This window comes from Frondihabitans sp. PhB188, from assembly GCF_003752365.1.
Lineage (GTDB): Bacteria > Actinomycetota > Actinomycetes > Actinomycetales > Microbacteriaceae > Frondihabitans.
The window spans coordinates 269,363-296,348 of the sequence record NZ_RJUO01000005.1 but is presented as its reverse complement, the minus strand read 5'-3'; the positions used below and the strand labels follow the sequence as shown (position 1 = coordinate 296,348).

Annotated in this window: 16 protein-coding genes, 1 tRNA gene and 1 other RNA gene; 13 read left to right on the top strand and 5 right to left on the bottom strand. The window is 71.9% G+C overall.

The annotated features are described in order from the left end of the window. Positions 1 to 5: 5 nt before the first annotated feature. A complete protein-coding gene (locus tag EDF46_RS16300) occupies positions 6 to 1,988 on the top strand; it encodes a helicase HerA-like domain-containing protein (protein WP_123507408.1) in 1,983 nt (660 codons plus the stop codon). 66 nt (positions 1,989 to 2,054) lie between these two features. Here the strand turns inward: EDF46_RS16300 and EDF46_RS16295 are convergent, their stop codons facing one another. Beyond that, positions 2,055 to 2,681 carry a hypothetical protein gene (locus EDF46_RS16295; RefSeq protein WP_123507406.1) on the bottom strand — a complete coding sequence of 209 codons (627 nt, stop codon included), beginning with the start codon at positions 2,679 to 2,681 and terminating at the stop codon, positions 2,055 to 2,057. A 231-nt stretch (positions 2,682 to 2,912) separates the two neighbouring features. Beyond that, complete coding sequence (locus tag EDF46_RS16290) at positions 2,913 to 3,326, bottom strand: RNA-binding S4 domain-containing protein (protein ID WP_123507404.1); 414 nt, start codon at positions 3,324 to 3,326, stop codon at positions 2,913 to 2,915. A gap of 94 nt (positions 3,327 to 3,420) precedes the next feature. Here EDF46_RS16290 and EDF46_RS16285 point away from each other — a divergent pair. The 3 genes from EDF46_RS16285 (at position 3,421) to EDF46_RS16275 (ending at position 6,984) form a co-directional block, all read left to right on the top strand. Then, positions 3,421 to 3,505 (top strand) — tRNA-Ser (locus EDF46_RS16285). Positions 3,506 to 3,646: 141 nt separating this feature from the next. Continuing rightward, the gene (pta, locus tag EDF46_RS16280) at positions 3,647 to 5,737 is read left to right on the top strand and encodes a phosphate acetyltransferase (RefSeq protein WP_123507402.1); all 2,091 of its coding nucleotides are present in this window, start codon (positions 3,647 to 3,649) and stop codon (positions 5,735 to 5,737) included. A 53-nt stretch (positions 5,738 to 5,790) separates the two neighbouring features. Further along, a complete protein-coding gene (locus EDF46_RS16275; protein ID WP_123507400.1) occupies positions 5,791 to 6,984 on the top strand; it encodes an acetate/propionate family kinase in 1,194 nt (397 codons plus the stop codon). A gap of 107 nt (positions 6,985 to 7,091) precedes the next feature. On the opposite strand, the gene EDF46_RS16270 is transcribed toward EDF46_RS16275, so the two are convergent. Beyond that, entirely contained in the window at positions 7,092 to 7,769 is a 678-nt protein-coding gene (locus tag EDF46_RS16270) for an NAD(P)H-binding protein (RefSeq protein ID WP_123507398.1), read from the bottom strand. A 54-nt stretch (positions 7,770 to 7,823) separates the two neighbouring features. On the opposite strand from EDF46_RS16270, the gene ffs reads away from it, so the two are divergent. From ffs to EDF46_RS18580, 5 genes are all read left to right on the top strand, one after another. After that, positions 7,824 to 7,920, top strand: an RNA gene (gene ffs, locus EDF46_RS16265) — signal recognition particle sRNA small type. A 920-nt stretch (positions 7,921 to 8,840) separates the two neighbouring features. Continuing rightward, positions 8,841 to 14,474: a choice-of-anchor G family protein gene (locus tag EDF46_RS16260; RefSeq protein ID WP_123507396.1), complete on the top strand. Its 5,634-nt coding sequence runs from the start codon at positions 8,841 to 8,843 to the stop codon at positions 14,472 to 14,474. Between the two features lie 27 nt (positions 14,475 to 14,501). Next, positions 14,502 to 17,855 carry a hypothetical protein gene (locus tag EDF46_RS16255; protein ID WP_123507394.1) on the top strand — a complete coding sequence of 1,118 codons (3,354 nt, stop codon included), beginning with the start codon at positions 14,502 to 14,504 and terminating at the stop codon, positions 17,853 to 17,855. Between the two features lie 82 nt (positions 17,856 to 17,937). Beyond that, positions 17,938 to 18,591, top strand: a complete 654-nt coding sequence (locus EDF46_RS16250) for a hypothetical protein (RefSeq protein ID WP_148061243.1) — start codon at positions 17,938 to 17,940, stop codon at positions 18,589 to 18,591. After that, complete coding sequence (locus EDF46_RS18580) at positions 18,588 to 19,466, top strand: hypothetical protein (RefSeq protein WP_199738303.1); 879 nt, start codon at positions 18,588 to 18,590, stop codon at positions 19,464 to 19,466. The genes EDF46_RS16250 and EDF46_RS18580 overlap by 4 nt, the downstream gene beginning before the upstream one ends. A gap of 41 nt (positions 19,467 to 19,507) precedes the next feature. Here the strand turns inward: EDF46_RS18580 and EDF46_RS16240 are convergent, their stop codons facing one another. Both EDF46_RS16240 and EDF46_RS16235 read right to left on the bottom strand, forming a co-directional pair. Beyond that, on the bottom strand, positions 19,508 to 20,245 hold the full coding sequence (locus tag EDF46_RS16240) for a signal peptidase I (RefSeq protein WP_123507390.1): 738 nt from the start codon (positions 20,243 to 20,245) through the stop codon (positions 19,508 to 19,510). A 130-nt stretch (positions 20,246 to 20,375) separates the two neighbouring features. After that, the gene (locus EDF46_RS16235; protein WP_123507388.1) at positions 20,376 to 20,993 is read right to left on the bottom strand and encodes a SipW-dependent-type signal peptide-containing protein; all 618 of its coding nucleotides are present in this window, start codon (positions 20,991 to 20,993) and stop codon (positions 20,376 to 20,378) included. Between the two features lie 200 nt (positions 20,994 to 21,193). On the opposite strand from EDF46_RS16235, the gene EDF46_RS16230 reads away from it, so the two are divergent. From EDF46_RS16230 to EDF46_RS16215, 4 genes are all read left to right on the top strand, one after another. Then, positions 21,194 to 23,695 carry a DNA polymerase III subunit gamma and tau gene (locus EDF46_RS16230; RefSeq protein ID WP_123507386.1) on the top strand — a complete coding sequence of 834 codons (2,502 nt, stop codon included), beginning with the start codon at positions 21,194 to 21,196 and terminating at the stop codon, positions 23,693 to 23,695. 2 nt (positions 23,696 to 23,697) lie between these two features. Beyond that, entirely contained in the window at positions 23,698 to 24,297 is a 600-nt protein-coding gene (recR, locus tag EDF46_RS16225) for a recombination mediator RecR (RefSeq protein ID WP_123507384.1), read from the top strand. Between the two features lie 223 nt (positions 24,298 to 24,520). Further along, entirely contained in the window at positions 24,521 to 25,786 is a 1,266-nt protein-coding gene (locus EDF46_RS16220) for an aspartate kinase (RefSeq protein ID WP_123507382.1), read from the top strand. A gap of 48 nt (positions 25,787 to 25,834) precedes the next feature. Next, complete coding sequence (locus tag EDF46_RS16215) at positions 25,835 to 26,893, top strand: aspartate-semialdehyde dehydrogenase (protein WP_123507380.1); 1,059 nt, start codon at positions 25,835 to 25,837, stop codon at positions 26,891 to 26,893. The last annotated feature ends 93 nt before the right edge of the window (positions 26,894 to 26,986 follow it).

Genomic DNA, 26,986 nt, shown 5'->3' with positions numbered 1-26,986 from the left:
ACCCCATGAGCGACGCAGTGGAGACCGCCCGTCAGAACGCCGAGGCGCTCGTCGCCGCCGCCGCGAAGGCGCAGGCCGAGGCAGAGGCCGCGATGGCCAAGGCGCAGGAACTCGCGGCTCAGGCCGCGGCGGCAGCGACGGCGCAGGCGCAGACGGCGGCCGACGCTCAGGCGGCGGGCGAGGCGGCGGCGCAGGCGGCAACGGCCCCCGCGGCGGCGGCTCCGGCAGCGGGGTCGGAAGTTCCTGCGCCCGCGATCGCGACACCAGGACCTCTGGGAGAGACCGACGTCGACGCCATCCGCGCCGGCTACGCGTTCTCCGGAGCCGCGCTCGAGATGGGCGCCCTCGTCAACGGGGATGCCCGGGCCGACGTGCCGGTGCGCATCCCGCTGGCGATGATGAACCGTCACGGTCTCGTCGCCGGAGCCACCGGCACTGGCAAGACGAAGACCCTGCAGGTGCTGGCGGAGCAGCTGTCGGCCGCCGGCGTGCCGGTCTTCGCTGCCGACGTGAAGGGCGACCTGTCGGGCATCGCGAGCCCGGGGGAGTCGTCAGAGAAGCTGCTCGACCGCACGAGGGGCATCGGCCAGGACTGGTCTCCGCTGGCGGCGCCGACGGAGTACTTCGCCCTCGGCGGCAAAGGGATCGGCGTGCCCGTGCGCGCGACGGTCTCAGGCTTCGGGCCCCTGCTGCTCAGCAAGGTCCTCGGCCTGAACGACACCCAGGAGTCGAGCCTCGGGCTGGTCTTCCACTACGCCGAGAAGGCGGGGCTTCCACTCCTCGACCTCTCCGACCTGAGAAGCGTGCTCACGTACCTGATCAGCGACGACGGCAAGGCCGAGCTCACCGACCTCGGCGGGCTGAGCTCGCAGACGGTCGGGGTGATCCTGCGCGAGCTGATCACGTTCGCCGACCAGGGCGCCGACCTGTTCTTCGGGGAGTCCGAGATCGACACGGCCGAGTTTCTGCGACTCGCTCCGGACGGACGCGGCATCGTCAGCCTGCTCGAGCTGCCCGGGGTCGCGACTCAGCCGGCGCTGTTCTCGACGTTCCTGATGTGGATGCTCGCCGACCTGTACAACGACCTGCCCGAGGTCGGCGACCTCGAGAAGCCGAAGCTGGTGTTCTTCTTCGACGAGGCCCACCTGCTGTTCAAGGACGCATCGAAGGACTTCCTCGCGCAGATCACGCAGACCGTCCGCCTCATCAGGTCGAAGGGCGTCGGCATCGTGTTCGTGACGCAGACGCCGAAGGACGTCCCGTCGGAGGTGCTGGCCCAGCTCGGCTCGCGCGTGCAGCACCAGCTCCGCGCCTTCACGCCCGACGACGCCAAAGCGCTGAAGGCCACCGTGTCGACCTATCCGTCGAGCGGCTACGACCTGGGCGCGGTGCTCACCACGCTGGCCACCGGCGAGGCCGTCGTCACGGTCATGAACGAGAAGGGTGCGCCGTCGCCGGTCGCCTGGACCCGCCTGCGGGCACCCCGCGGCTCGATGTCGCCCACGCCGACGCCCGACATGGAGGCGGCCGTCGCGGCCAGCCCGCTCATCGCGAAGTACGGCACGGCCATCGACCGCGAGTCGGCCCGCGAGATCCTGACGGCGAAGCTCGAGGGGGCAGCCGTCGCGGCTGCCGCCCGCGCCGACGCCGAGGCGAAGGCGGTCGCCGACGCGGCGACTGCGAAGGCCGCCGCGGCCGCGGCCGCGTCAGCCGCGAAGGAGCAGGCCGCGACCGCCAAGGCCGCCGCGACGGAGGCCGCGCGCGCCGAGCGGGAGCGGGCCAAGGCGCAGGCCGAGTACGAGCGGCAGCAGCGCGAGTTCGAGAAGGCCGACCGGGCGCGGCGCGCGAAGTCGACGACGGGCAGCCGGGCGCGCCCGAGAGCCCAGCAGTCGACGGACCTGCTGGGGGAGCTGCTCGGATCGAAGAGCAGTCAGAAGATCATGGGCGAGGTCGTCAAGGGGATCTTCGGGACACTGCGGCGACGCTGACGCGGTGCGGCGGGGTCTGCGGCAGCCACTCCCGGACACGGTGCGGAGCGCGCCGAGCCTGGTCGCTCAGTCCCCGAAGGCGGCCCGGAGCGCCACGACGGCGGCCGTGATGACGACGCAGGCGCTGACGACGTAGGTGATCATCGCCGCACGGCTCAGGTACCAGCCTCGAGCCATCGGGAACTCCCGGAAGTACTCCCTCCGCGACATCGGCGACAGGTCGACGGTGGTCTGCCCGTCGAGGGCGTCGGAGATCGTCGTGATGTCGGCGTCGCTCCAGAACAGCGCGTTCATAGCGAACAGGCGCCGGCCCATCGCGTCGACGGCGAGCATCTGCGTGAGGGCCTCGGTCGAGCCGCCGCGGTAGACGCGGTTCACGAGGACGCGGTCGATGAGCGACAGGTCGACGGCGGTCGTGGGGAGCACCATGCGCTGCTTGACGAAGTGCGTGGCGGTGACCGACGTGAAGACGAGCCGGAAGCGGATGTAGACGACGAAGAAGACGGCCGTGACGACGACCTCGGCGAAGACCGCGACGGGCTGCAGCCAGGAGCCGTGCGTCAGCCACAGGATCGCCGCGAAGACGGGCAGGAGGCTGAAGGCACCCGACACCAGGGCCGTGCGGCCGAGCGCCGGCAGCGGCCGGACGAACGCGCGGGACGCATCGGGTGAGCCGGAGCGGACGTCGGCCACCGACTCGCGGCACTTCTCGCGAGCTGTTCGAGCGGCCCCCACAGGCCGCGTCATTTCGCTGTACATCGTGTGTTCCCCCTAGAACCTCAGGACGCCGCAGGCCCTCCACCCCTGAAGAACCGGCCGCGCAGACAAGACGATAGCCGAGGCCGGCGACATTCGTACCGCCCAGTTCGGGTGGTAACCGACTCGCAGGTATGTTTCGCGGGAGCCTGACGCGGTGGCCCGCAGTCAGGCGTCGGGGTCGTCCTCCCAGACGATCTCATCGCCCAGGAACTGGCCCCGAAGCCGATCGATCTCCCGCCGATCGCGCTTCGTCGGCCGCCCGGCACCCCGGTCGCGGACGGGCAGGTAGGCGAGCTCGGCTCGCGGAGGCGGCGGCGGAGTCAGATCGATCACGGCCTCCGCGGCGATCGGGGCCCCGACGCGCTTCAGCAGGATGCCCTTGACCTTCACGATCCGGTCGAATCCCTCCAACCGGCTGCGGACCTCGTCGCCCACGCGGATCGCGTGAGCTGCCTTCACGCGCTCGCCGTTGACGCGCACGTGACCCGCTCGGCAGGCCGACGTGGCGGCCGACCGGGTCTTGTAGAGACGGACCGCCCACAACCAGACGTCCACCCGTGCGCTGGCCGGCGAATCCATCCTCCGAGCCTACGGCGACGGGGACGGTTCGTCACCCGTCCCCGAACCCGGTAGAGTTCTCTAGGTCGAACGGCACCTCATGGTTCCGATCACTGGAGAATTCGCCTAGTGGCCTATGGCGCACGCTTGGAAAGCGTGTTGGGTTTACGCCCTCGGGGGTTCGAATCCCCCATTCTCCGCTCCATTTGGGTTGATCGTGCCCGGTCCTTCGGGGCCGGGCTCTCCCGTTTCTCGCGTGCTCGCCGGGTCGCTCTCGCTCCGCGGCGAGCCCGCAGCGCTCGACACGGCGGGTTCGGAGGCGACGCCTCTAGGGTTGGATCGTGTCGACACGCATCTACATCACGTCTGCTGAAGGCCACACCGGCAAGTCCACCGTCGCGCTCGGCGTTCTCGACACGCTGAGCCACGAGCTCGGACGCGTGGGCGTCTTCCGCCCCGTCGCGCGCTCCACCAGCGAGCCCGACTACGTGCTCGAGCTGCTTCTGGCCCACGACAGCGTCGACCTCCCCTACGAGGACTGCATCGGCGTCACCTACGACGACGTGCACGCCGACCCCGACGCCGCCCTCGCCACCATCGTCGGCCGCTTCGCCGCCGTCGAGCGCCAGTGCGACGCCGTCGTCATCGTCGGCTCCGACTTCACCGACGTCGGGAGCCCGACCGAGCTCTCGTTCAACGCCCGCATCGCCGCCAACCTCGGCGCCCCCGTGCTGCTCGTGCTCGGCGGCCGGACCGCCGACGGCGACCGCCCGCGCACCGGCGCCGACATGCGCCAGGTGGCCGAGCTCACGACCCTCGAGCTCCGCTCCGAGCACGCCGGCCTGCTCGCGATCGTGGCGAACCGCGTCGAGCCCGACCTGATCGACGAGGTCACGTCCGGCATCACCGAGGCGATCGAGGGGGCCGTGCCCGTGTGGGCGCTCCCCGAGGACCGCGTCCTCGTCAGCCCCACGCTCCGCGCAGTCATGTCCGCGGCTCGGGCCCGCCTGCTCCAGGGCGACGACGCCCTGCTCGACCGTGAGGCCGTCGGAGTCGTCGTCGCCGCCATGTCGATGGAGAACGTCCTGCCCCGCCTGACCGAGGGTGCCGTCGTGGTCGTCCCCGGCGACCGGTCCGACGTGCTGGTGGCGACCGTGCTCGCCCACGCGTCCGACACCTTCCCGTCGCTCTCCGGCATCGTCCTCAACGGCGGCTTCGACCTCGCGCCCCAGGTCGTCCGCCTCATCGGCGGCCTCGACAGCCCGCTGCCCATCCTGTGGTCGGAGCTCGGCACCTACGACACCGCCCTCCGCATCACGCAGACCCGCGGCCGGCTGGCCGCCGAGTCGCCGCGCAAGTACGACCTCGCCCTGTCGCTGTTCGAGAACGGCGTCGACGGGGCCGAGCTGCTCCGCCTGCTGCAGGTCGGGCCCTCGCAGGTCGTCACGCCCCTCATGTTCGAGTACCAGCTGCTCGACCGCGCCCGCAGCAGCAAGAAGCACATCGTGCTTCCCGAGGGCGACGACGACCGGATCCTCAAGGCGGCCTCGTCGCTCCTGCAGCGCGGCGTCGCCCGGCTGACCCTGCTCGGCAACGAGTCCAGCGTTCGCTCCCGGGGAGCCGAGCTGGGCCTCGACCTCGCCGACGCGACGGTGCTCGACCCCTTCGATCCGAAGCTCCAGACGCGGTTCGCCACCGAGTACGCCGCGCTCCGCGCCCACAAGGGCACGACCATGGACATGGCGATGGACACCGTCACCGACGTCTCGTACTTCGGTACGATGATGGTCAAGATGGGCCTCGCCGACGGAATGGTCTCGGGCGCGAAGCACACCACCGCGCACACGATCCGCCCGTCGTTCGAGGTCATCAAGACCAAGCCGGGCGTCAACGTCGTGTCGAGCGTCTTCCTGATGGCGCTCGCCGACCGCGTGCTCGTCTACGGCGACTGCGCCGTCATCCCCGACCCGACCTCCGAGCAGCTCGCCGACATCGCGATCTCGTCGGCCGAGACGGCCGTGCAGTTCGGCATCGAGCCGCGGATCGCCATGCTGAGCTACTCCACCGGCACCTCGGGCTCCGGCGCCGACGTCGAGAAGGTGCGCTTAGCGACCGAGCTGGTCCGCGAGCGCCGCCCCGACCTGCTCGTCGAGGGGCCGATCCAGTACGACGCCGCGGCCGACCCGACCGTCGCCGCGACGAAGATGCCCGACTCGGCGGTCGCCGGCCGCGCGACGGTGTTCATCTTCCCCGACCTGAACACCGGCAACAACACCTACAAGGCCGTCCAGCGCAGCGCCGGCGCCGTCGCCATCGGGCCGATCCTGCAGGGGCTCAACAAGCCGATCAACGACCTCTCGCGCGGCGCCCTGGTCAGCGACATCGTGAACACGGTCGCCATCACCGCGATCCAGGCCGGGACGGAGGCGTAGGCCGCGGCCGCCTCCGTTCCTGCACCCCCTCTCTTCAACAGAAAGCACCCCACGTGAGCGCAGTCCTCGTCGTCAACTCCGGTTCGTCGTCGTTCAAGTACCAGCTGATCGAGCTCGACGGGGAGCGCACCCTCGCCTCCGGGCTCGTCGAGCGCATCGGCGAGGAGGTCGGCGCCACCACGCACAAGAACGTGCTGACCGGCGACGAGACGTCGAACGACTCGACGCCGATCCCCGACCACGCGGCCGGCTTCGCGGCGATGCTCCGCGCCTTCGAGCAGCACGGCCCCTCGTTCGACGAGCACCCGCTGATTGCCGTCGGACACCGCGTCGTTCACGGCGGCTCGGAGTTCGCGACCGCCACGGTCGTCACGCCCGAGGTCGAGAAGGCGATCGACCGGCTCTCGGCGCTGGCGCCCCTCCACAACCCCGCCAACCTGCAGGGCATCCGGGCTGCGCGCAAGGCCTTCCCCGACTCGCCTCAGGTCGCCGTCTTCGACACGGCGTTCCACCAGACGCTGGCCCCGGCGGCCTACACGTACGCCATCGACGACGCGCTGGCGAAGAAGCACGCGGTGAGGCGGTACGGGTTCCACGGCACCAGCCACAAGTACGTGTCGGAGCAAGCTGCGAAGTTCCTGCGCCGCCCGCTCGGCGAGTTGAAGATGATCGTGCTGCACATCGGCAACGGCGCCTCGGCGACGGCGATCGACCGCGGACGCAGCATCGAGACGTCGATGGGACTCACGCCTCTGGAGGGCCTCGTGATGGGCACGCGCTCGGGCGACGTCGATCCGGCCGTGGTGTTCCACCTGCACCGCGAGGAGGGACTGTCGTTCGAGGAGCTCGAGACGATGCTCAACAAGCGCAGCGGCCTGCTCGGGCTCACCGGCAACGGCGACATGCGCGACGTGCAAGACGCGGCCTCGCGCGGAGACGAGACGGCCGAGGCGGCGCTCGCGGTGTACCGGCACCGGATCCGCCACTACGTCGGCGCCTACATCGCCCAGCTCGGCGGGCTCGATGCGGTCGTCTTCACCGCCGGGGTCGGCGAGAACAACGCCCTGCTGCGGCGCCGCACGCTGCTGGGCCTCGACTTCTTGGGGATCACCATCGACGACGATCGCAACGAGCTGGGCTCCCGCGAGGCCCGCTTCATCTCGAAGGAGGGCGCGCCGGTCGCCGTGCTCGTCGTCCCCACCGATGAAGAGCTCGAGATCGCGCGTCAGGCCGCCGCCATCGTGTGAGCGGCCCGCCGCCGCCGGGTCGCACCCCGCCGCCGCCGGCTCACGCCTTGCCGCATCGCCGAAAGGACTCAGCCGGGCCGGCGCGGCGGCCGTCGTGCCACAGGGACTCAGTACTTGATGGCCGCCAGGGCATCGCTGATGTCGAGCTCGCCGCTCGTCAACTCGAACTGCGTCTTGACGGCCGTGCCTTCGATGATGGCCGTCGCGACCACAGCGGCCACGTCGGCGCGGGGGATCGAGGCGTTCTCGAGGCGAGCGCCGACCGCGACGGCTCCGGTGGGGGAATCGTCGGTGAGGGTACCGGGGCGCACGATCGTCCAGTCGAGGCCATCGCGCGCGCGGATGTCGGCGTCGGCCTCGCTCTTCGCGCGCAGGTAGACCTGGAACACGTCGTCGTCGGCCGCGGGGAGCTTTGCGCGCTCGGCGTCGAAGTCGTCAGTGTGGATGGCCGACACCAGCACGTACCGCGAGACGCCGGCGCGCTCGGCCGCATCAGCGAGCAGGATCGCGCCGTCGCGGTCGATCGTCAGCTTGCGCTCGGCGCCGCTGGCTCCGCCGCCACCCGCCGCGAAGACCACGGCGTCGGCGCCGTCGAGGTGGCCGGCGAGCGTGTCGACGTCGGCGCTCTCGAGGTCGAGCACGATGGCGCGGGCTCCGGCGGACTCGAGCTCGGCGACGTGGTCGGGGTTGCGGACGATCCCGACCGGGTCGTGGCCGGCGTCGGACAGGAGGCGTTCGAGGAGCAGGGCGATCTTGCCGTGACCACCGGCGATGACGATTCTCATGAGTCCATCCAACCCGGGTGTCCTGCAAGACGCGTCACAGCAGGTAAAGTAGTCGACGGCTCCCCACGTGGCGCCATCCAGGCCAACTCCCCCAGGGCAGAAATGCAGCAAGGGTAACCGGGCTCTGGCGGGTGCGTGGGGGGTCTTTCGTTTTCTGCTGGCGCAGAAAACCTCGGCGCACCCGGCAGACAGTGCTCGTTGGTCAGGATGCTTCGCATCCTGACGTGGCGGGGGCGTACCGCGGCTCGGCGACGGCGACGTGGCCATCGCCGTCGGTCCGGGCGGGGCGAGGCGACGACGCGGGCCATTTCGCGCGCTGGCGGGCGCGGCGCGACGACGTGGGGGCCCGCGGGAGCGCGGCGGGTGGGCTGGACGAAGGTGGGTCCCGATGCGAGTCGCGGAGGATCACGGACTGGGGCCCGCCGAGCTGGCTCTCGCCGTCGGTCCGGGCGGGGCGAGGCGACGACGCGGGCCATTTCGCGCACTGGCGGGCGCGGCGCGACGACGCAGCGGCGTGTCCGCACTGTGGAGGACACCTTTGTCCTCCATCTGTCGAATACCCTCGAACTGGGGGGTCGAACCAGACCGTCCAGTCGGTTCGGTTCGTCGCAACCTGCTTATGATGGCCGCAGAAACACCGTCGCCCCTCACCAGGGCATCGGCACTCCATCCCTCACGGAAGGACGCGACCGTGACGTCGCACACCAGGATCAGGCTCTCCACGACTTCGGTCGTGCTTCACCGTGGCGCCGCTCGAAGCAGGCCGCACAGACCCTAGAGGTCGTGCACCACCGATCGACGATCAGGCGTCGACCAGCACGGCCCCGCTCCACCTCCGGTGGGATGCGCGCCCCACCACCGCGCATCCCGCCCTCGCAACGACGCGAGCACCAGCCTCACCGCACCACCTGCAGCCTCACCAGCACCGCCGGCCCTCTCACCACGGGCCGAAGCACCCGCAGGCACCACGGGCTCCACCCGCTCCACGGCACCATCGGCACCACCCCTCCGCCCCACCATCGGAGGGTTTCCGGATCAGTGACGGCACCCACCGTCAGGAAGAGACACCTCATGGACTCCCAGAGGACCCCCGGCCGCACCCTCCTCGGCCGCCTCCCGCGCACGACCTCTCGCCACTTCACCAGGGGTGCTCTCGTCAAGGCCGCGGCCGCGACCATCGTCGGCGCGGTCATCGCCGCGTCGGCCGTCGTGCCCGCGCAGGCCGCGACCGGCGACGTCTCCGAGGCCGAGGGCGTGCTGCTCTCCGGGTCCGGGATCGTCAACCTCGACACCATCGCCCAGCTGAAGGGCGCCTACTCGTCGACGAATGCGACGACGTCGGCCGGCACCGTCGCGAACCCCCTCGACCTCACCGCCGTCAACGCGCTGGGCGTGAACCTCGGCAACGGCGTGCAGCTGCTCGGCGCGAACGGGATCCTCCAGCTCGGCGTGGCCGGCCAGTACGCCGCCACGACGGCGACCACCTCGACGGCGGCGGCCGGTCTCGTCGGCTCCGACGGCACGATCGCAGTGGGCGCAGGAACTCCGGGCACCCCGTCGACTCTCAACCTCACGCCGCTCCTGAGCCGCGTCGGCGCGGCCTCGGCCGTCGCGTCCAGCGCCGAGCTCGACCTCGGCGCCCTCGCCTCGCGCATCCAGGCGCAGCGGACCACGGGCGCGGCGACGACCGGCTACGGAATCGCCGGCGCCAAGTTCCAGCTCACGAGCCCTGCGGTGGCGGGTCTCAACACCTCGCTGCAGACGACGGTCAACGGCGTCGGCTCGAGCCTGAACAACGCGGTGGCCGATCCGGCCGCGCTCAACTCGGTGGTGTCGGGCACCTCGGGAGGCCTGACGTCGGCCCTCAACACGCTCGGCCTCGGCGTGCTCAGCCTGAACGGCACGGCCCTCACCGCGAACATCACCGGCCTCAACCTCGCCGGTGTCACGGCGCCGGTTCTCGCGCAGACCTACACGTCGGGCCCGGTGACGATCAACCCGTCGACGGGCCAGATCGTCATCGACCTGAACACGCTGCAGGCGCTGAACGGCCAGGATCCGAACACGAAGCTGCTGTCGACGCCGGCCCTCCAGAGCATCGTCACCGCCGCGATCCAGGACATCCTCGTCACGCAGATCCCGACCGCGCTGAACACGGCCGTCGTGACCGCGATCGGCAACGCGACGCTGAACGCGACCCTGACCGCGAAGATCAGCCTGCTCGGCGGCAACGTCTCCAACCTCACCGTGAACATGACGACGTCGCTCGCGAACCTCCTCAAGACGACCGGTCGCGCTCCCCTCACGGTGACAGCCAGCGCGACCGCGATCGGCGCCCTGGGGCTGAACATCTCGAGCGCCGTGCTCAACCCGTTGCTCCAGCCGCTCGTGGACGGAACAGTCGCGCCCCTGCTGCGCGGTCTCGTCGCCCCGACCGTCGGCACGATCACCTCTACTCTCGCCGCCACGACCGGTCTCGTGAACACGACCCTCGCGCCGCTCACCGGCATCCTGAACCAGCTGGTGACGATCACCGTGAACGCGCAGGACTCGACGACGGGATTCCGGGACTCCCGCGGCGACGACGCGGGCTCCCAGTCGGTCTCCGCCCTCCGACTGACGGTGCTGCCGGCCCTCAACGCGGCGACCGTCAACCTCGCCACCTCGACCGTCAACGCGACGCCGATCGCACCCGTCGCCATCACGGCGCCGACGGTCGGCCAGCAGTTCACCGTCGCCACCCCGACCGCCACCCGATCCATCACCGTCAGCGGCACCGGCGAGCCCGGCGCCGGCGTGGCAGTCGACCTCGGCGGCGGCCGCACCGGCACCGCCACGGTCGCAGCCGACGGCACCTGGTCGTCCACGATCCCGGGCGTGGGGGTGGGCTCCGTCACCGCCAGCGTCACGCAGACCTTCGGCGGCGTCGCCGGCAGCCCGGTCACCCGCGCCTTCACCGTCGTGGCCCAGGCTCCGCTGACCATCACGAGCCCGACCGCCGGCCGTACCTTCACCGTCGTCTCGAACTCGGCCACGACGCCCGTCACCATCACCGGCACCTCGACGCCGGGTGCCGCTATCGCCCTCGACCTCGGCTCGGGCATCACCGGCACCACCACGGCACAGGCCGACGGCACCTGGTCGGCGACGATTCCCTCGCTCGCGGTCGGTCCGTACACGGCCTCGGCCACGCAGACCATCGGCGGCACGACGTCCGCAGCCGTCACCCGCTCCTTCTCGGTCGCCGCGGGCGCCCCGCTCACCGTCGCGACACCCGCTGACGGCACCCGGATCGTCGTCCCGAGCGCCACGTCGACGACCACCGTCACCGTCACCGGTACCGCGCAGCCCGGGGCGACTGTGACCGCGTCGCTCGGCTCGGGCCTCACCGGCACGGACACCGCGGCCGCCGACGGCACGTACAGCATCCCGATCTCGGGCGTCGGCACGGGGCCGTACACGGTCGGCGTCCGCCAGACCGTGGCCGGCACCCAGTCCGCTGCCATCACACGCGACATCACTGTCGTCGCGGCGTCGCCGGTCGTCATCCAGGCACCTGCCGCGGGAGCGCAGATCTCGGTCGCGGGCCCGAACTCGACCACTCCGGTCACCGTCTCCGGCACGGCGCAGCCGAATGCCTCCGTCACCGTGCAGCTCATGACCGGCGTCACGGCGACCGTCACCGCCGGCTCGAACGGCGCGTGGAGCACGACCTTCCCGGCCGTCCCGGTCGGCGACTACACGGCCAGCGCGACGCAGACCGTCGCCGGGGCGACCTCACCCGCCGTCACCCGCGCCTTCTCGGTCGTCGCCGGAGCCGATGTCGTCATCACGGCCCCGGCTGCCGGCACCGTCTCGACGGTGGCCGATTCGACGTCGACCCGCAGCGTCACGGTCTCGGGCACCGCCCAGCCCAACGCCTCAGTGGCCGTCGTCCTGGACGCGACGCACACCGCGACGGTCACCGCGAACGGCTCCGGCGCGTGGACGACCACGTTCACCGGCGTCGGAGTCGGCGACTACGCCATCACGGCCGCGCAGACGGTGAACGGAACGAGCTCCGTGCCGGTCACCCGCCCGTACTCGATCGTCGCCGGCGCACCCGTCGTCATCACCGCTCCGGCTCCCGGGGCAACGGTCCTGGTCGCCGGCGCCGGCACCAGCGCGAACGTCAGGGTCAGCGGCACGGCCCAGCCGAACGCCAGCGTGACGATCGACCTCGGCGGCCAGACCGCGACGGTCACGGCCAGCGCCTCCGGCGTCTGGACGAACGCCTTCTCGGGCGTCGCCATCGGCACGCACACCATCAGCGTCGCCGAGACCGTGGGCGGCACGACGTCGCCCGCCGTCACGCAGACCCTGACCGTCGCGATCGGCGACCCGGTCGCCATCACGGCGCCGAACGCGGGCGACAGCGTCACCGTCTTCGGCGCTGGCGGCACGACCACTGTCGTGGTCTCCGGGACCGCCCAGGCCGGCGCCCGAGTGGTGGCCGGCTTCGGAGCCGGGCTGAACGCGGCGACGACGGCCTCCGCCTCGGGGGCCTGGACGGTCTCGATCCCGAACGTCGCGGTCGGCGACTACTCGCTGTCGGCCACCCAGACGATCAACGGCTCGAGTGCCGCGTCCGCGTCACAGGCGTTCTCGGTCATCGAGGGCGACGGCATCGTCATCCAGACGCCGGCGAGCGGCACGGTCTTCGCCGTGGCCGATGCCGGCTCGACCCGGCCGTCGACCGTCGTCTCCGGTGTCGCCGACGACGGGGCCGCCGTCACTGTCACCCTCGACTCGGGCCAGTCGCTGTCGACCACGGCGAGCAGCTCCGGCACGTGGAGCGTCTCGTTCCCGAACCTGACGCCGCGCACCTACACCGTCGGGGCGAGCCAGACCGTCGGGGCCGTGTCGTCCCCCGCCATCAGCACGAGCTTCACGATCGCGGTGGGCGACCCCGTCACGATCACCTCGCCCGCCGCCGGCACCGACTACACGGTGGCAGCCGCCGGGCAGACGGTCCCCGTGACCGTCACCGGCTCCGCGCAGGCGAATGCCGTGGTCCACGTCACGGCCGACGGCCGCACCGTCGACGTCACCGCCTCGGCTGCCGGCCGCTGGTCGCTCGTGCTCGACGGCACGGCGAACGGGACCGGATCGGGCCTGGGCATCGGCGACTACCCGGTGAGCGCCACCCAGACCGTCGGCGGCACCACGTCGACGCTGCCGGCCACGACCGACTTCACGGTCTCGGCCGGAACCCCCTTCACGGTGGCTGCCCCCCTCGACGGCTCCATCGTCCCGGTCGCCGACGATGCCAGCACGGTCACCGTGCCGGTCTCGGGCGCCGGCCAGGTCGGCGCGTCCGTGGCAGTCACTCACGCCGGCGTCGCCAAGACCGTCACGGTCGGCATGAACGGCACCTGGTCGACCTCCTTCCCGGGAGTCGGCACCGGTGACCAGACCTTCGTGTCGGTCGAGACCGTCGGCTCGACGACCGCCGGCCCGATCAGCCGGACGATCACGGTGAAGGCCGCCCCGGCCGTCACCGTCGTGGCCCCGGAGTCCGGCTCGACCATCCTGGTCGCCGGAGCGGGTTCGACGACCGACGTCACCGCGACCGGAACCGCGGCGCCGAACGCCCCCGTGACCGTCACGGTCGGCTCGACGAGCGTCGACACGACGGCGACCGCCGGCGGCACCTGGACGGCCGACCTCGGCCAGCTCGGGACCGGCACCTACACCGTGGGCGCCGCTCAGACGGTCAACGGCACCACGTCGACGCCGATCACCTCGACCTTCCAGGTCGCAGCCGCCCCGGCGGTGGTCATCACGACGCCGGCCGCCGGCACGACCATCACGGTCGCCGACGACGACTCGACCACGAGCGTCCCGGTCGCCGGGACGGCGTCTCCGAACGCGACGGTCGACGTGACCATCGGCACGACGACACGCGAGGTCACCGCCAGCGGCACCGGGGCCTGGTCGACGACCATCCCGGACGTCGGGACGGGCACCGCGACCATCTCGGTCACTCAGACCATCGGCGACACCGTCTCGGCGGCAGTCACCGCGACCGTGAAGATCACAGCGGGCGACCCCGTCGCCATCACGACGCCGGCCGACGGCTCGACCGTGACCGTGGCGGATGCCGTGGCGACGGCGACGATCCCCGTGACCGGCACGGCCCAGGCCGGGGCCAGCGTCCGCGTGACGCTCGACGGCGGCACGCCGAAGACGGTCACGGCCGACAACTCGGGCAACTGGTCGACGAGCTTCACCGGCGTCGCGGTCGACGTCGACCCGCACACCATCGCGGCGACCCAGACCGTGAACGGCACGACGTCGGCGGCCGTGACGAGTGACGTCACCGTCGAGGCGGGCGACCTCGTCACGATCACCACGCCCGACGACGGCGACGCGTACGTCGTCGCCAGCGACTCGGCGACGACCGACGTGAAGGTCACCGGCACGGCCGAGGCCCAAGCCACGGTCACGGCCGAGCTCGCCGACGGCATCGCCGCGACCACGACCGCCAACGGCGACGGCACCTACACGCTGACCCTCCGCGACGTGCCGACCGGTCCGCACACGATCTCGGTCACCCAGACGATCGACGGGACCACGTCGGTCGAGCCCGCCACGGTGAAGATCACCGTCGGCACGGCGGACGCGGTCACGATCACGACTCCGGTCGTCGGCACCGACCTCTAGGTCGCCACCATCGGCGAGACCGTCGACGTGCCGGTCTCGGGTGTCGCCGAGCCGGGAGCCGACATCACCGTCGACCTCGGCGGCGGCCTCACCGCGACTACCACGGCGGGCGACGACGGAAAATGGTCGGTCACCGTGCAGGACGTCCCGGTCGGCGACCACACGATCTCGGTCGTGCAGACCATCGGCGGCTTCGACGCCGATCCGGTGACGCGCGACCTCGTCGTCAGCGTGGCCGACCGCGTGGTCGTCAGCGCTCCGGCCTCCGGCGCGATCATCCCCGTCGCGACCGCCGGCAGCACGACGAGCGTCCCGGTCTCCGGCACCGCCGAGCCGAACACGGCCGTGCGGGTCTCGCTCGACGGCGGCACCCCCGCGGTCGTCACGAGCGACGGCGACGGCGCCTGGTCGACGACCTTCACCGGCGTCGGCGTGGACGACCACAGCGTCAGCGTCGTGGAGGTCCTCGACAACGGGCCCACGACGCCGGTCGTGGTGGCGTTCTCGGTCGGCGTCGCACAGGCCCTGACCATTTCCACCCCGCAGGCGGGACAGCAGTTCCAGCTTCCCCTGGGCACCGAGACCACCACGGTGCCGGTCTCGGGAACAGGCCTGCCCGGAGCCTCGGTGACCGCCACCCTCGACGGCCTCCAGCCGAAGACCACCACGGTCGCGGCGAACGGGACCTGGTCGGTGTCGTTCCCCGGCGTCGGCACGCTGCCCGCGACTCACGAGATCGAAGCCGTCCAGACGGTCGCCGGCACCGCGCAGGCGCCGAGAGACGTCACGTTCTCGGTGGTCACGAGCCTGAACCCGGCGGCCCCCGTCGAGATCACCTCGCCCACCGCGGGTGACGTGCTGCCTGACGCCGACGGCGACGGCACGGTCGACGTGCCGGTCTCCGGAACCGGCCAGCCCGGATCGACCATCACGGTCGACCTCGGCGACGGCCACACGGCGACCACGACCGTCGGCGACGGCGGCACCTGGACCGTCACGGTCACCGACGTCCCCGTCGGTCCGATCACGATCGTGGTCACTCAGAGCTCGAACGGCACGGTGACGAGCTCCGACAGCGCCACGGTGACGGCCGACACGGTCGCCCCGGCTGTCATCACGGCCCCCGTCGACGGCTCCACGGTCTTCGTCTCGGACGACGGCGCGACCACCGACCTCCTGGTCTCCGGCACCGGCGAGCCGGGCGCTTCAATCGCGATCGACCTCGGCGGCGGCCTCACCGCCACCGCCACGATCGGCTCGAACGGCAAGTGGAGTGCCACGGTCGACGGCGTCCCCGTCGGCGACCACACGGTCTCGGTCGTCGAGACCAGCGACGGCGCGATCCTCCCGGCGGTGACCTCGAAGGTGTCGGTCGACGTCGCCGACCCGGTGAGGATCGCGACCCCGGCCGACGGCACCACTGTCACGCAGCCCACGGCGGGCGGCTCGCTGCCAGTCACTGGCACGGCCCAGGCCGGCGAGCAGGTCTCGGTCTCGCTCGACGGCGGCACGCCGAAGGTCGTGACTGCCGGCACCGACGGGACGTGGGCCGTGACGTTCCCGACCGTCGCCGCAGGAGACCATGAGATCTCGGTGACGCAGGAACTCGCCGACGGCCCCACCGACGCGGTCACCGCCGACGTGACGGTCCGCGTGGCGAACTCCGTGGCGATCACCGCTCCGCAGACGGGCCAGCAGATCCAGGTCCAGACGGGCTCCGCGACGAACGTCGTGGTGACCGGCACGGGCGAGCCCGGCGCGAAGGTCAAGGTCGTGCTGAACGGCGTCGACCCGCAGACGGCGACCGTCACGGCCCAGGGCACCTGGACCACGACGTTCACGGCGGTCGACCCCGGCAGCCGCAGCGTCACCGCGACCCAGACGGTCGGCGGCGTCGCCGGCGATCCCGCGAAGGTCACCTTCACCGTCGTCGAGAAGGCGAATCCGGTCGCCGCTCCGACGATCACGAGCCCGTCCGCGGGACAGATCGTCCGCGACGACGACGGCGACGGCTTCTTCGACGTCCCGGTGACGGGCACGGGCGAGCCTCGATCGACCATCACGGTCGACCTGGGCGACGGCCTCACCCGCACGACGACGGTCGGCGCAGACGGCACCTGGTCGGTCACGGTCACAGCCGTGCCCGACGGGCAGGCGACCATCCAGGTCACCCAGAAGACCGGCAGCGTCGTCACCGGCTCCACCGCGGTGACGGTGACCGGCACGAAGGCGGCCCCGATCGCGATCACCGCCCCGACGGCCGGGCAGAACGTGCCCGCCGGCCTCGGCGGCACGGGGGCCACGACGGTCACGGGCACCGCAGAGCCGGGCGCCACCGTGAGGGTCCGCCTCGACGGAGGCACCGCGCAGACGGTCACAGCCGACGCCGACGGCGCCTGGTCGGTCTCGCTGACGGGGCTTGCGACCGGCAGCCACACCGTGACGGCGACCGAGACGGTCGGAGTGGCCACCTCGGCACCCGTGTCCGTGGCATTCACGGTCGTCCCAGTCACGACGACCGGCGGCATCACGGTGCTGAAGCCGTCAGACAACGCACTGATCCCCGACTTCGACCGGGACGGACACCACGTCGTGCCGATCAGCGGAATCGGCACCCCGGGTGCGCTGGTGACGGTCGATCTCGACAACGGCACGATCCTGACCACGACCGTCCTCGCGGACGGCACATGGAGCGTGACCTTCCCGCTGGTGCTCGACGGCGACCACACCTTCATCGCCTCGCAGACGGTGGCCGGCGTGTCGACCAGTGCTCCCCAGCAGTCGTTCACCCTGATGGCGCTCGACCCGCTGAAGGTGAACTCGCCGGCGCCGGGCTCGACCTACATGGCCGGCAGCGACGGCACGGCGACCGTCCCGATCATGGGGACGGCCGAGCCGGGGGCGTCGGTGACGGTGATGCTCGACAACGGCGACACCAAGACGGTCGTGGCCGATGCCGACGGCAACTGGAGCGTCGCGTTCGCGGGAGTGGCACCGGGTGCGCACACCTACACCGTGACGCAGTCGATCATGGGCATGACGTCCGACCCGGTCTCCACCACGTTCACCGTGATGCGCGATCCGGCCGCCGGCAGCGGGGGAAGCACGAACGGCGGCGGCACCGGCGGCGGCACTGGCTCCGGCGGGGGCCCGGGCAGCGGCAGCGGTACCGGCTCGGGAACCGGCTCCGGCACCATCGCTCCCGCCGGCAACGGCGGCACGACCAGCTCCGCCCCGACCTCCCTGGTCGAACGCGGACTGGCCTACACAGGCTCGGTCGTCCTTCCCTGGGCGGCCGTGGGCGCAGGCATCCTCGCGCTGGGTCTCGGGATGTTGGGTGCATCCCGCGGACTGAGCAGGATCAGGGCGAGGAAACGCTAGCGCCGGAGGCGACCCTCTCCTTCGGGTGTGAGAGGGTCGCCTCCCTTCTCCTCTCAATCGACTGAGCGAGATCGGCGACTCCATGACGGCGACGACGGCACGACCGACGGGGCGAGTGCGCCTCGCCGTGCTCGCGGCCGGCGTCGCCGCCCTGGCATCCTGGACCGTCGCGACCTCGGCCGAGTGGACCGACTCCCTCTCCCTGGGCCCCCGGGGCCCCGACGGCGGCGACCTGGTCTCGACCTCGTTCGGCTTCGAGCAGCGAGCGGTGGCGACCGATGGCACCACGGGGGAGTGGACGGGCGGCGGAGCGGCCGACCCGCTCACCGCCCTGCCGTTCACCGGCGAGGTGCTCGAGGCCGGAGCCCCAGTCTACGCCGCGCTCGAGGTCCGCACCCGCGCCGGCTCGCTCGCAGGCCGGGTCGCCGTCGCGGCTCCTGTGCCGGAGGGCGCCGCCGGCCCCGACTCGAGCGCTCTCTGGAAACGCCTCCACGTCCGCATCGCCGCCCTCGCCCCGGGCGCCGGCTGCTCGGCCGCGACCATCGCCAGCGGGCAGCAGCTCGCCGACGGAACCCTGGCGAGCGTCCCCGCGTCCGGCCCGGTCTCCCTCGCGGCCGATTCCGGCGACGCGGTCCTGCTCTGCTTCGAGGTCGGCCTCGATCCCGGGGCGCAGGAACTCCCCGCCGCCGCCCAGACCACCGCCACCTGGGCCCTGCAGGCCGTGAGCACGGCGTGACCGGCCACCGTCTACGAGGCTGGGGCATCGTCGCGGTCGCGGCGGCGGCGGCCACCCTCGCCTCCATCGTCGTCCTCGCCGTCGACGTCACGCTCGTCGAGGGGGCCGCTCCCGCGCGCGAGACGGTGGCCGTCAGCGCCGACCGGGGCCTCCAGCCCCAGTTCGCCGGCTTCAGCCCCGGGTACGCGGAGACGTGGCGCCTCGACGCGACGCCGGGCAGCGACGCGAGGCTGGAGCTGCGGGTCGCGCCCGCCGGAGGCCTCACCTCGGTCGACGACGGGCTCGCACTGTCGGTGGCGACGTGTCGGGATTCCTGGACCGCCTCGAGTTCCTGCGCCCGGAAGACGACCGTGCTGGCGACGACACCGCTGAGCGACCCCGTCTTCGACGACGGCATCGTGCTCGGCCGAGTGGCAGCGGGCACGACCGTGCACGTGCAGCTGGTCTTCGAGATGGCCGACACGCCGGCCGCGCGCACGGACGACTCTCTGATGGGTCTGGCCGGGAGCGCCGACCTGAAGGTCACGGCGTCGGGCATCACGCTCTCGGGATCCGGCGCCGGCGGGGCCAGCGGCGGCGGGCAGTCGCCCGGGGCGGGCTCGGGAGCGGGATCAGGGGCAGGATCGGCCTCGGGCTCCGGGTCGGCGTCGGGTTCCGGCTCGACCGCTCTCGACGGCTCCGACGGCCGTGATGGCAGCGAGTCCGCGGCCGGGTCTTCCGAGCGGTCCGACCCGAGCGCGCGCGGGAGCGACCCCCGTGACCGGAGACTCGCCTGGACGGGCACGACGATCGCCGGGGCCGGCCTGCTCGGCGCCTCGCTCGTCGGCATCGGCGCCGTCGTGATGCTGGCGCGCCGGCGCACCCCGCGCTCCTAGCGCATCCTCGCTCGCGGCCCCTCGGGTGGATCGGCGGGTGCTCAGCGGGCGTGGTGCGCGGCGCTCGCGTGCCGGCGGGCGTCGTAGGCGTCGGAGAAGGAGGCGGTGGTGAGCGCGGGGTCGGCGTCGGATTCCGCCAGGTGGCGGGGGTGCGGCGAGGGAGCAGTCGCGTCGGAGGGCGACGCCGGTGGCGGGGGGCGAGTTCCTGCGCCCTCGAGCTTGTCGTCGCGGGACTCGAGCTCCTCGGGATCGCGCAGCAGGCGCTTGTCGAGCGGCGGGCGGAAGCCGATCACGGCGAGCATGCCGAAGAGCGCGCCGACCGGGAACACGACCTGCGGCTTCGAGACGGCCGACAGAACGAAGCCGAGGCCCGGCGTCGACCAGAAGACGCGGTCGGCGCTCCTCGTCACGATCGGATCGGGGTCGGCCTCGGCGTTCGCGTCGCCCTTGATGACCAGCGACCAGGCGCCGTCCGGGCGCTCGGCCTTCGACACCAGGCGGTGCGTGACGCGCTCGCCGTCGCCGCGGATCACGCTCACCACGTCGCCGGGCTGCAGCTCGGCCGCCGGCACCGTCTTCGACAGCGCGAGGGCCCCCGTCGGGATCTGCGGCGACATCGAGCCGGTGCGGAACACCAGCGGCGTCACGCCGAACAGCAGCGCGGCCGCCGCCACGAGCAGGCAGAGCACGCCGATCACGGAGCCGATCCAGAGGATCACCTCGCGGATCGCCACGGCCGCGCGGAATCCGCGGCTGGCGGTCGCTGGGGCTGATGTCATCGGCTCTGCTCGATCGTGGGGAAGAGAAGCGGGCGATGGTCGCACGGTCCACCCGAATGGAACCGGTCGAACCACCGCCCGCTCGTCCCGACTCGGCCGGGACCGGAGTGACCTGGAGAAGGTCGAAAGACTACTGGTTGGCAGTGAACGACACCGTCGCGACCGTCGACCTGCCTTGGGCGCCGGTGGGGGCGCTCGACGGCAGCTCGACTCGGAAGCAGAGGTTCTCGACGGCACCCACGGCCAGGGGGCGACCGGTGACGGCCGGGGCGGCGCTCAGGGTCGTCGTCGGCGAGATGTTCGTCGCGGTCACGCCGGCGGCCGACGTGTAGGTGGTCGCGTTGCAGGTCGCCGACGTTCCGTTCGACACGATGCCCCAGTTGAGGTTCGCGTTGAGGGGGGTGGCGTCGGCGCCGTTCGTCGACCCGACCGTGAAGCCGTACGTGAACGGCACCGTGCCGGCGTTGCTCACGGGGAGGTTCGCGTAGACGACCGTGCCGGGCACGGCATTCGCCATGCTGAGCGACGTGACGGCGACCGTGCCGTCCTGGCCCTGGAGCTTGAGGTCGAGCGATCCGGTGCTGAACGTGCCGGTCGCGGCTCCGGTGTCGGACCACGCGGCGAGCGTCGCGACCGTGCCGAGGCCGACGACGGCCCCGAGGGCGAGGACCGCTCGGACCCTGCCCGAGCGGGAGAGGCCCCTCTTTCGAGGTGCGGGGGCGTGCGGGGTCGGCAACTGGGTCGACATGGAGTCTCCTGATCCTGATCCGAGGACTGCGAGGGAAGCTGGTTGGGCCTCCGCCGGTGGTGAGCCGGGCGGTCCGTGTGCGTTCGAGGGTACTCCAGACAATCCGGTTCGACCAGTGTCAGATCGCCCCCGTCCGGGGGACTCGCGGGCGAGGCCCCACCCCGGCGGCGAGTGTCGGCGGCTCCGACTACTCTTTCTCTGTGGTCACCGCTCTGTATCGCCGTTATCGGCCCGAGAACTTCGCCGAGCTCATCGGACAGTCTCAGGTGACCGATCCTCTGCGCACCGCCCTGCGCACGAACCGGGTCAACCACGCCTACCTGTTCAGCGGCCCGCGCGGCTGCGGCAAGACGACGTCGGCCCGGATCCTGGCGCGCTGCCTCAACTGCGCGGAGGGCCCGACCGACACCCCGTGCGGCGTCTGCCCGAGCTGCGTCGAGCTGTCGCGCGACGGCTCCGGCTCGCTCGACGTGATCGAGATCGACGCGGCCAGCCACAACGGCGTCGACGACGCTCGCGACCTGCGCGACCGCGCGATCTTCGCCCCGGCCCGCGACCGCTACAAGATCTTCATCCTCGACGAGGCGCACATGGTGACGCCGCAGGGCTTCAACGCGCTGCTCAAGATCGTCGAAGAGCCGCCGGAGCACGTCAAGTTCATCTTCGCGACGACCGAGCCCGACAAGGTCATCGGCACGATCCGATCGCGCACGCACCACTACCCCTTCCGCCTCGTGCCTCCCGCGCAGATGCTCGACTACGTGCAGCACCTCTGCGAGACGGAGGGCGTCCAGGCCGCGCCCGGAGTCCTGCCGCTCGTCGTGCGCGCCGGAGGCGGCTCGGTGCGCGACACCCTCTCGCTGCTCGACCAGCTCATCGCCGGGTCGGAGGGCGACGCCTCCGGCAGCGTGACCGTCGAGTACGAGCGCGCCGTCGCCCTGCTCGGCTACACGCACGCCTCGCTGCTCGACGCCGTCGTCGACGCCCTCGGAGCCCACGACGGCTCGGCGGCGTTCGCCAGCGTCGACCGCGTGATCCAGACGGGGCAAGACCCGCGACGGTTCGTCGAAGACCTCCTCGAGCGGCTCCGCGACCTCATCGTCGTCGGGGCGACCAACGAGGGCGCCGGCGCGGTGCTGCGCGGCATCACGCCCGAGGAGCTCGAGCACCTCGGCCGCCAGGCGCACGCGTTCGGCGCCGCCGAGCTCTCGCGCTCGGCCGACGTCGTCAACCGCGCCCTGACCGACATGACCGGCGCGACGTCGCCGCGCCTCCACCTCGAGCTGATGATCGCCCGCGTGCTCGTGCCCGAGAGCGACGAGACCGGCCGTGGTGCTCTCGCCCGCGTCGAGCGGCTCGAGCGTCGGGTCGGCGTCGATCAGGGCGGTGCAGATCACGGCGTTGCGGGGCAGGGTGGTGCGGGGCAGGGTGCTGCTGCGCAGGCTGGCGGTTCTTCGGGCGGCACCGCTCCGTCCGCAATGCCGCCGCGCGGTGCCGCGCAGGGCGATGCTGCGCGCGGTGCCTCGCCGGCCGCGTCCGGCGCGTCTGCCGCCGCGCCCGCCTCGTCGTCGCCCGCCGCCGCCGCCGATGCGTGGGCCGCTGTCGCGCCAGGAGCGCCGGCCGCCCCGCCCACGCAGGCTCCCGCTGCCGCTCCGGCGCCGGACGAGCCGGTGTCGTCCGCCACGACGACTCCGTCAGCTCCCTCGCCGGCCGCACCATCGACGCCATCGTCCACTTCTTCTCCGGCCGCGTCGTCGCCGCCTCCGGCCGCGCCGGTCGGCGCCGTCACGCTGCAGCAGCTCCGCGACAGCTGGCCCGAAGTGCTCGAGGTCGTCGAGCGCGACAAGCTCTCGGCCTGGATGGTCGCCATGACCGCGACGGTCCGCGACTTCGCCGACGAGGTCCTCACGCTCACCTTCCCCAGCGTCAACGACGTGGAGCAGTTCAAGCGCCCTGCCGGAGCCTCCGGCGAGGGCGTCAGCGAGCACCTGCGTCGCGCGATCGTGCAGGTGCTCGGCGTGCGGGTGAAGTACATCGCGAGGGTGGAGCGTCCCGACGAGGGCGGTTCGGCGGCACCGGCGGCGACGATGCCCGCGGCGCCGAGCCCGACGGCTCCGGAGGCCGTGGCGGGCCCGGCCGCACCGGCGGCGGCGCCGACCCCGACGCCGACGGTCGCGGCGGCGACGGCAGCGTCGAGCCCGGCGGCGGGCGGGCACGTTCCTGCGCCGGCACGCCCTGCGCCAGCACGCCCTGCGTCCGCCTCGTCGGCGCCCACCACCGGCTGGGACGTCGCGCCGATCCCGCAGTCGGCTCCGCCGGAGGCCGACCGGCCCGGCCCCGACGAGCTCGGCCCCGACGAGCCCGGCCCGGACCTGCCCGAGCACATCTCGACGGAGCCGCCCGGGGGAGTCCCGCCGGTCGACGTCGAGCCTCCGGTCGACGCCCGCCCCGCGGCCCCCGCCTCGACCCCGGCCGCGTCTGCTGCTGCACCTGCTGCCACCCGGTCCGCGGCGCCCGCCCACTCGGCGCCCTCGGCCCAGTCGGCACCGCGCACACCCGCACCGAGCCGCGGCGTGCCGCAGAACTCGCGGTACGGCGAGGCCGTCGTGCGCGAGATCCTGAACGCGCAGTTCATCCACGAAGAGACCGTCGCGCCGCGTGTCACACCGCAGAGCGGGCCGCCGGCCGACGGGAGCAGCTGAGCATGTACGAGGGCATCGTCCAAGACCTGATCGACGAGTTCGGCCGGCTTCCCGGCATCGGGCCCAAGTCGGCTCAGCGCATCGCGTTCCACATCCTGCAGACCGAGAACTTCGACACGTCGCGGCTCGCCGAGCTGCTCGTCGACGTGAAGACCAAGGTGCGCTTCTGCGAGATCTGCGGCAACGTCACCGAAGAGACCACGTGCTCGATCTGCCGCGACCCGCGGCGGTCGCCGGCCACGATCTGCGTCGTCGAAGAGGCGAAAGACGTGCAGGCGATCGAGCGGACGCGCGAGTTCCGCGGCCTGTACCACGTGCTCGGCGGCGCGATCAGCCCGATCGACGGCATCGGCCCCGACGACCTCCGCATCCGCCAGCTCGTGCAGCGCCTCGCCGACGACACCGTCACCGAGGTCATCATCGCCACCGACCCCAACCTCGAGGGCGAGGCGACGGCGACCTACCTGTCGCGCATGCTCGCGCCCTTCGGGCTGCGTGTCACGCGCCTCGCATCGGGCCTCCCGGTCGGCGGCGACCTCGAGTACGCCGACGAGGTGACGCTCGGGCGCGCGTTCGAGGGCCGGCGGCTCGTCAGCGAGTGATCTCGCAAGGACTCCTGCAGTAGACGTCCTTGTCAGTCCTGCATGCGAGACCCTGTTTCCTTGCAGGGTGCGTAGATCGGGGCGCAAATCCTTATGAGCGCGCACACGTTCCTCTCGTAAGGACGCCAGCGGGCGGCGCCCCCGCCGTAACCCGCTCGAAACGTCCCATAGAATCGTGGGTCAAGCGCGGCGATCGACCGCCCGCTGTGAATGGAGTGACCCGGTGGCGCTGATCGTGCAGAAATTCGGCGGTTCGTCCGTTGCCGACGCCGAGAGCATCAAGCGGGTCGCCAAGCGGATCGTCGAGACGCGCAAGGCCGGCAACGAGGTCGTCGTCGCCGTCAGCGCGATGGGCGACACGACCGACGAGCTCCTCGACCTCGCCAACGAGGTCACGCCGATGCCCGCCGGCCGCGAGCTCGACATGCTGCTCACCGCCGGCGAGCGCATCAGCATGGCCCTGCTGGCCATGGCCATCCGCGGCCTGGGCGTCGAGGCGCGCTCGTACACCGGCAGCCAGGCCGGCATGATCACCGACGCCCAGCACGGCAAGGCGCGCATCGTCGACGTCACGCCCGGCCGCGTCCGCGAGGCGCTCGACCAGGGCGCGATCGCCATCGTCGCCGGCTTCCAGGGCTTCAACCGCTCGACCGGAGACATCACGACGCTCGGCCGCGGCGGCTCCGACACCACGGCCGTCGCCCTCGCGGCGGCGCTCGACGCCGACGTCTGCGAGATCTACACCGACGTCGACGGAATCTTCACGGCCGATCCGCGCGTTGTGCCCAGAGCGAAGAAGCTCGACCGCATCACGAGCGAGGAGATGCTCGAGCTGGCCGCCGCCGGCTCGAAGGTCCTCTACATCCGCGCGGTCGAGTACGCGAGGCGCCACGGCGTCACCCTGCACGTCCGCTCCTCGTTCAATGGCAACGAGGGAACACTGGTCGTCAACCCGAAAGAGGGAGAGCACGTGGAAGAGCCGATCATCGCCGGTGTCGCCGGAGACCTGAGCGAGGGCAAGATCACCGTCGTCGGCGTGCCCGACAAGCCCGGCAAGGCCGCCGAGATCTTCCGCACGGTCGCGAAGACCGGCGCGAACATCGACATGATCGTGCAGAACGTGTCGGCCGCGGCGACCAGCCTCACCGACATCTCGTTCACTCTGCCGAAGGCGGATGGCGCGACCGTCATCCAGGCCCTCGAGTCCGAGCGCGAGTCCATCCAGTTCGCGGGCCTCCTGTACGACGATCAGATCGGCAAGCTGGCCCTGGTCGGCGCCGGCATGCGCACGAACGCCGGCGTGAGCGCCAAGCTCTTCACCGCGCTCTACGAGGCCGGCATCAACATCGAGATGATCTCGACCAGCGAGATCCGCATCTCGGTCGTGACCCGTGCCGACACCCTCAACGACGCTCTGCGCGTCGTCCACGCGGCCTTCGACCTCGATGGCGAAGACCTCGCCGTGGTCCACGGCGGCACCGGCCGCTGACGCGGCCCCTCCCACGAAGCCCCACAGGCACGAGAACAGGACAAGACCATGGCTGAAGGCCTCCGCGTAGGCGTCGTCGGTGCGACCGGGCAGGTGGGTGCCGTGATGCGCCGGCTGCTCGAGGAGCGCGAGTTCCCGATCGCCGAGATCCGGTTCTTCGCCACCGCGCGCAGCGCCGGCACCACCCTGCCGTTCAAGGGCGAGCAGATCGTCGTCGAAGACGTCGAGACGGCTGATCCCTCCGGTCTCGACATCGCGCTGTTCTCGGCTGGTGCCACAGGATCGCGCAAGCACGCCCCGCTGTTCGCCGCCGCGGGCGTCCTGGTCATCGACAACTCGAGCGCCTGGCGCATGGACCCCGAGGTGCCGCTCGTCGTCAGCGAGGTCAACCCCCACGCCATCGACGAGGCCGTCAAGGGCATCGTCGCCAACCCGAACTGCACGACCATGGCCGCCATGCCCGTGCTGAAGGTGCTCGATGCCGAGGCCGGCCTCGAGCGACTCACGGTCAGCACCTACCAGGCGGTCTCGGGCTCCGGCCTCGCCGGCGCCGAGGAGCTCCTGACGCAGGCCAGGGCGGCTCTCGAGCAGGACACCATCGGCCTGGTCCAAGACGGCGCCGCGGTGTCGTTCCCCGAGCCGGTCAAGTACGTCGCCCCGATCGCGTTCGACGTCATCCCGTTCGCCGGCAGCCTCGTCGACGACGGTCTGAACGAGACCGACGAGGAGAAGAAGCTCCGCAACGAGAGCCGCAAGATCCTCGAGCTGCCCGATCTGCGCGTGAGCGGAACGTGCGTGCGAGTTCCTGTCTTCACCGGCCACTCGCTGTCGATCAACGTCGAGTTCGCCCACGACCTCACGCCCGAGCGCGCCACGGAGATCCTGTCGTCGGCCCCCGGCGTGGTGCTGTCCGAGGTGCCGACTCCGCTCGCCGCCGCCGGCCAGGACCCGAGCTTCGTGGGCCGCATCCGCCACGACGAGGGCGCCCCGGGCCACCGCGGGCTGGCGCTGTTCATCTCGAACGACAACCTCCGCAAGGGGGCCGCTCTGAACGCGGTGCAGATCGCCGAGATCGTCGCGGCGCGTCGCACGGTCGCCGCCGGCTGAGTCTCGCTCGGCATCGAGCGTTACCCGAGAACGCGGACGCTCGTCGAGCCATAGACTCGACGGGTGACTGCTGCAACGGAGCCCATCGACGTC

Excerpts from the sequence above, each read along its gene's own strand:
- EDF46_RS16300 (WP_123507408.1), top strand. The coding sequence starts at position 6 with ATGAGCGACGCAGTGGAGACCGCCCGTCAGAACGCCGAGGCGCTCGTC.
- EDF46_RS16290 (WP_123507404.1), bottom strand. The coding sequence starts at position 3,326 with ATGGATTCGCCGGCCAGCGCACGGGTGGACGTCTGGTTGTGGGCGGTC.
- EDF46_RS16270 (WP_123507398.1), bottom strand. The coding sequence starts at position 7,769 with ATGAGAATCGTCATCGCCGGTGGTCACGGCAAGATCGCCCTGCTCCTC.
- EDF46_RS16260 (WP_123507396.1), top strand. The coding sequence starts at position 8,841 with ATGGACTCCCAGAGGACCCCCGGCCGCACCCTCCTCGGCCGCCTCCCG.
- EDF46_RS16250 (WP_148061243.1), top strand. The coding sequence starts at position 17,938 with ATGACGGCGACGACGGCACGACCGACGGGGCGAGTGCGCCTCGCCGTG.
- EDF46_RS16240 (WP_123507390.1), bottom strand. The coding sequence starts at position 20,245 with ATGACATCAGCCCCAGCGACCGCCAGCCGCGGATTCCGCGCGGCCGTG.
- EDF46_RS16235 (WP_123507388.1), bottom strand. The coding sequence starts at position 20,993 with ATGTCGACCCAGTTGCCGACCCCGCACGCCCCCGCACCTCGAAAGAGG.
- recR (WP_123507384.1), top strand. The coding sequence starts at position 23,698 with ATGTACGAGGGCATCGTCCAAGACCTGATCGACGAGTTCGGCCGGCTT.
- EDF46_RS16215 (WP_123507380.1), top strand. The coding sequence starts at position 25,835 with ATGGCTGAAGGCCTCCGCGTAGGCGTCGTCGGTGCGACCGGGCAGGTG.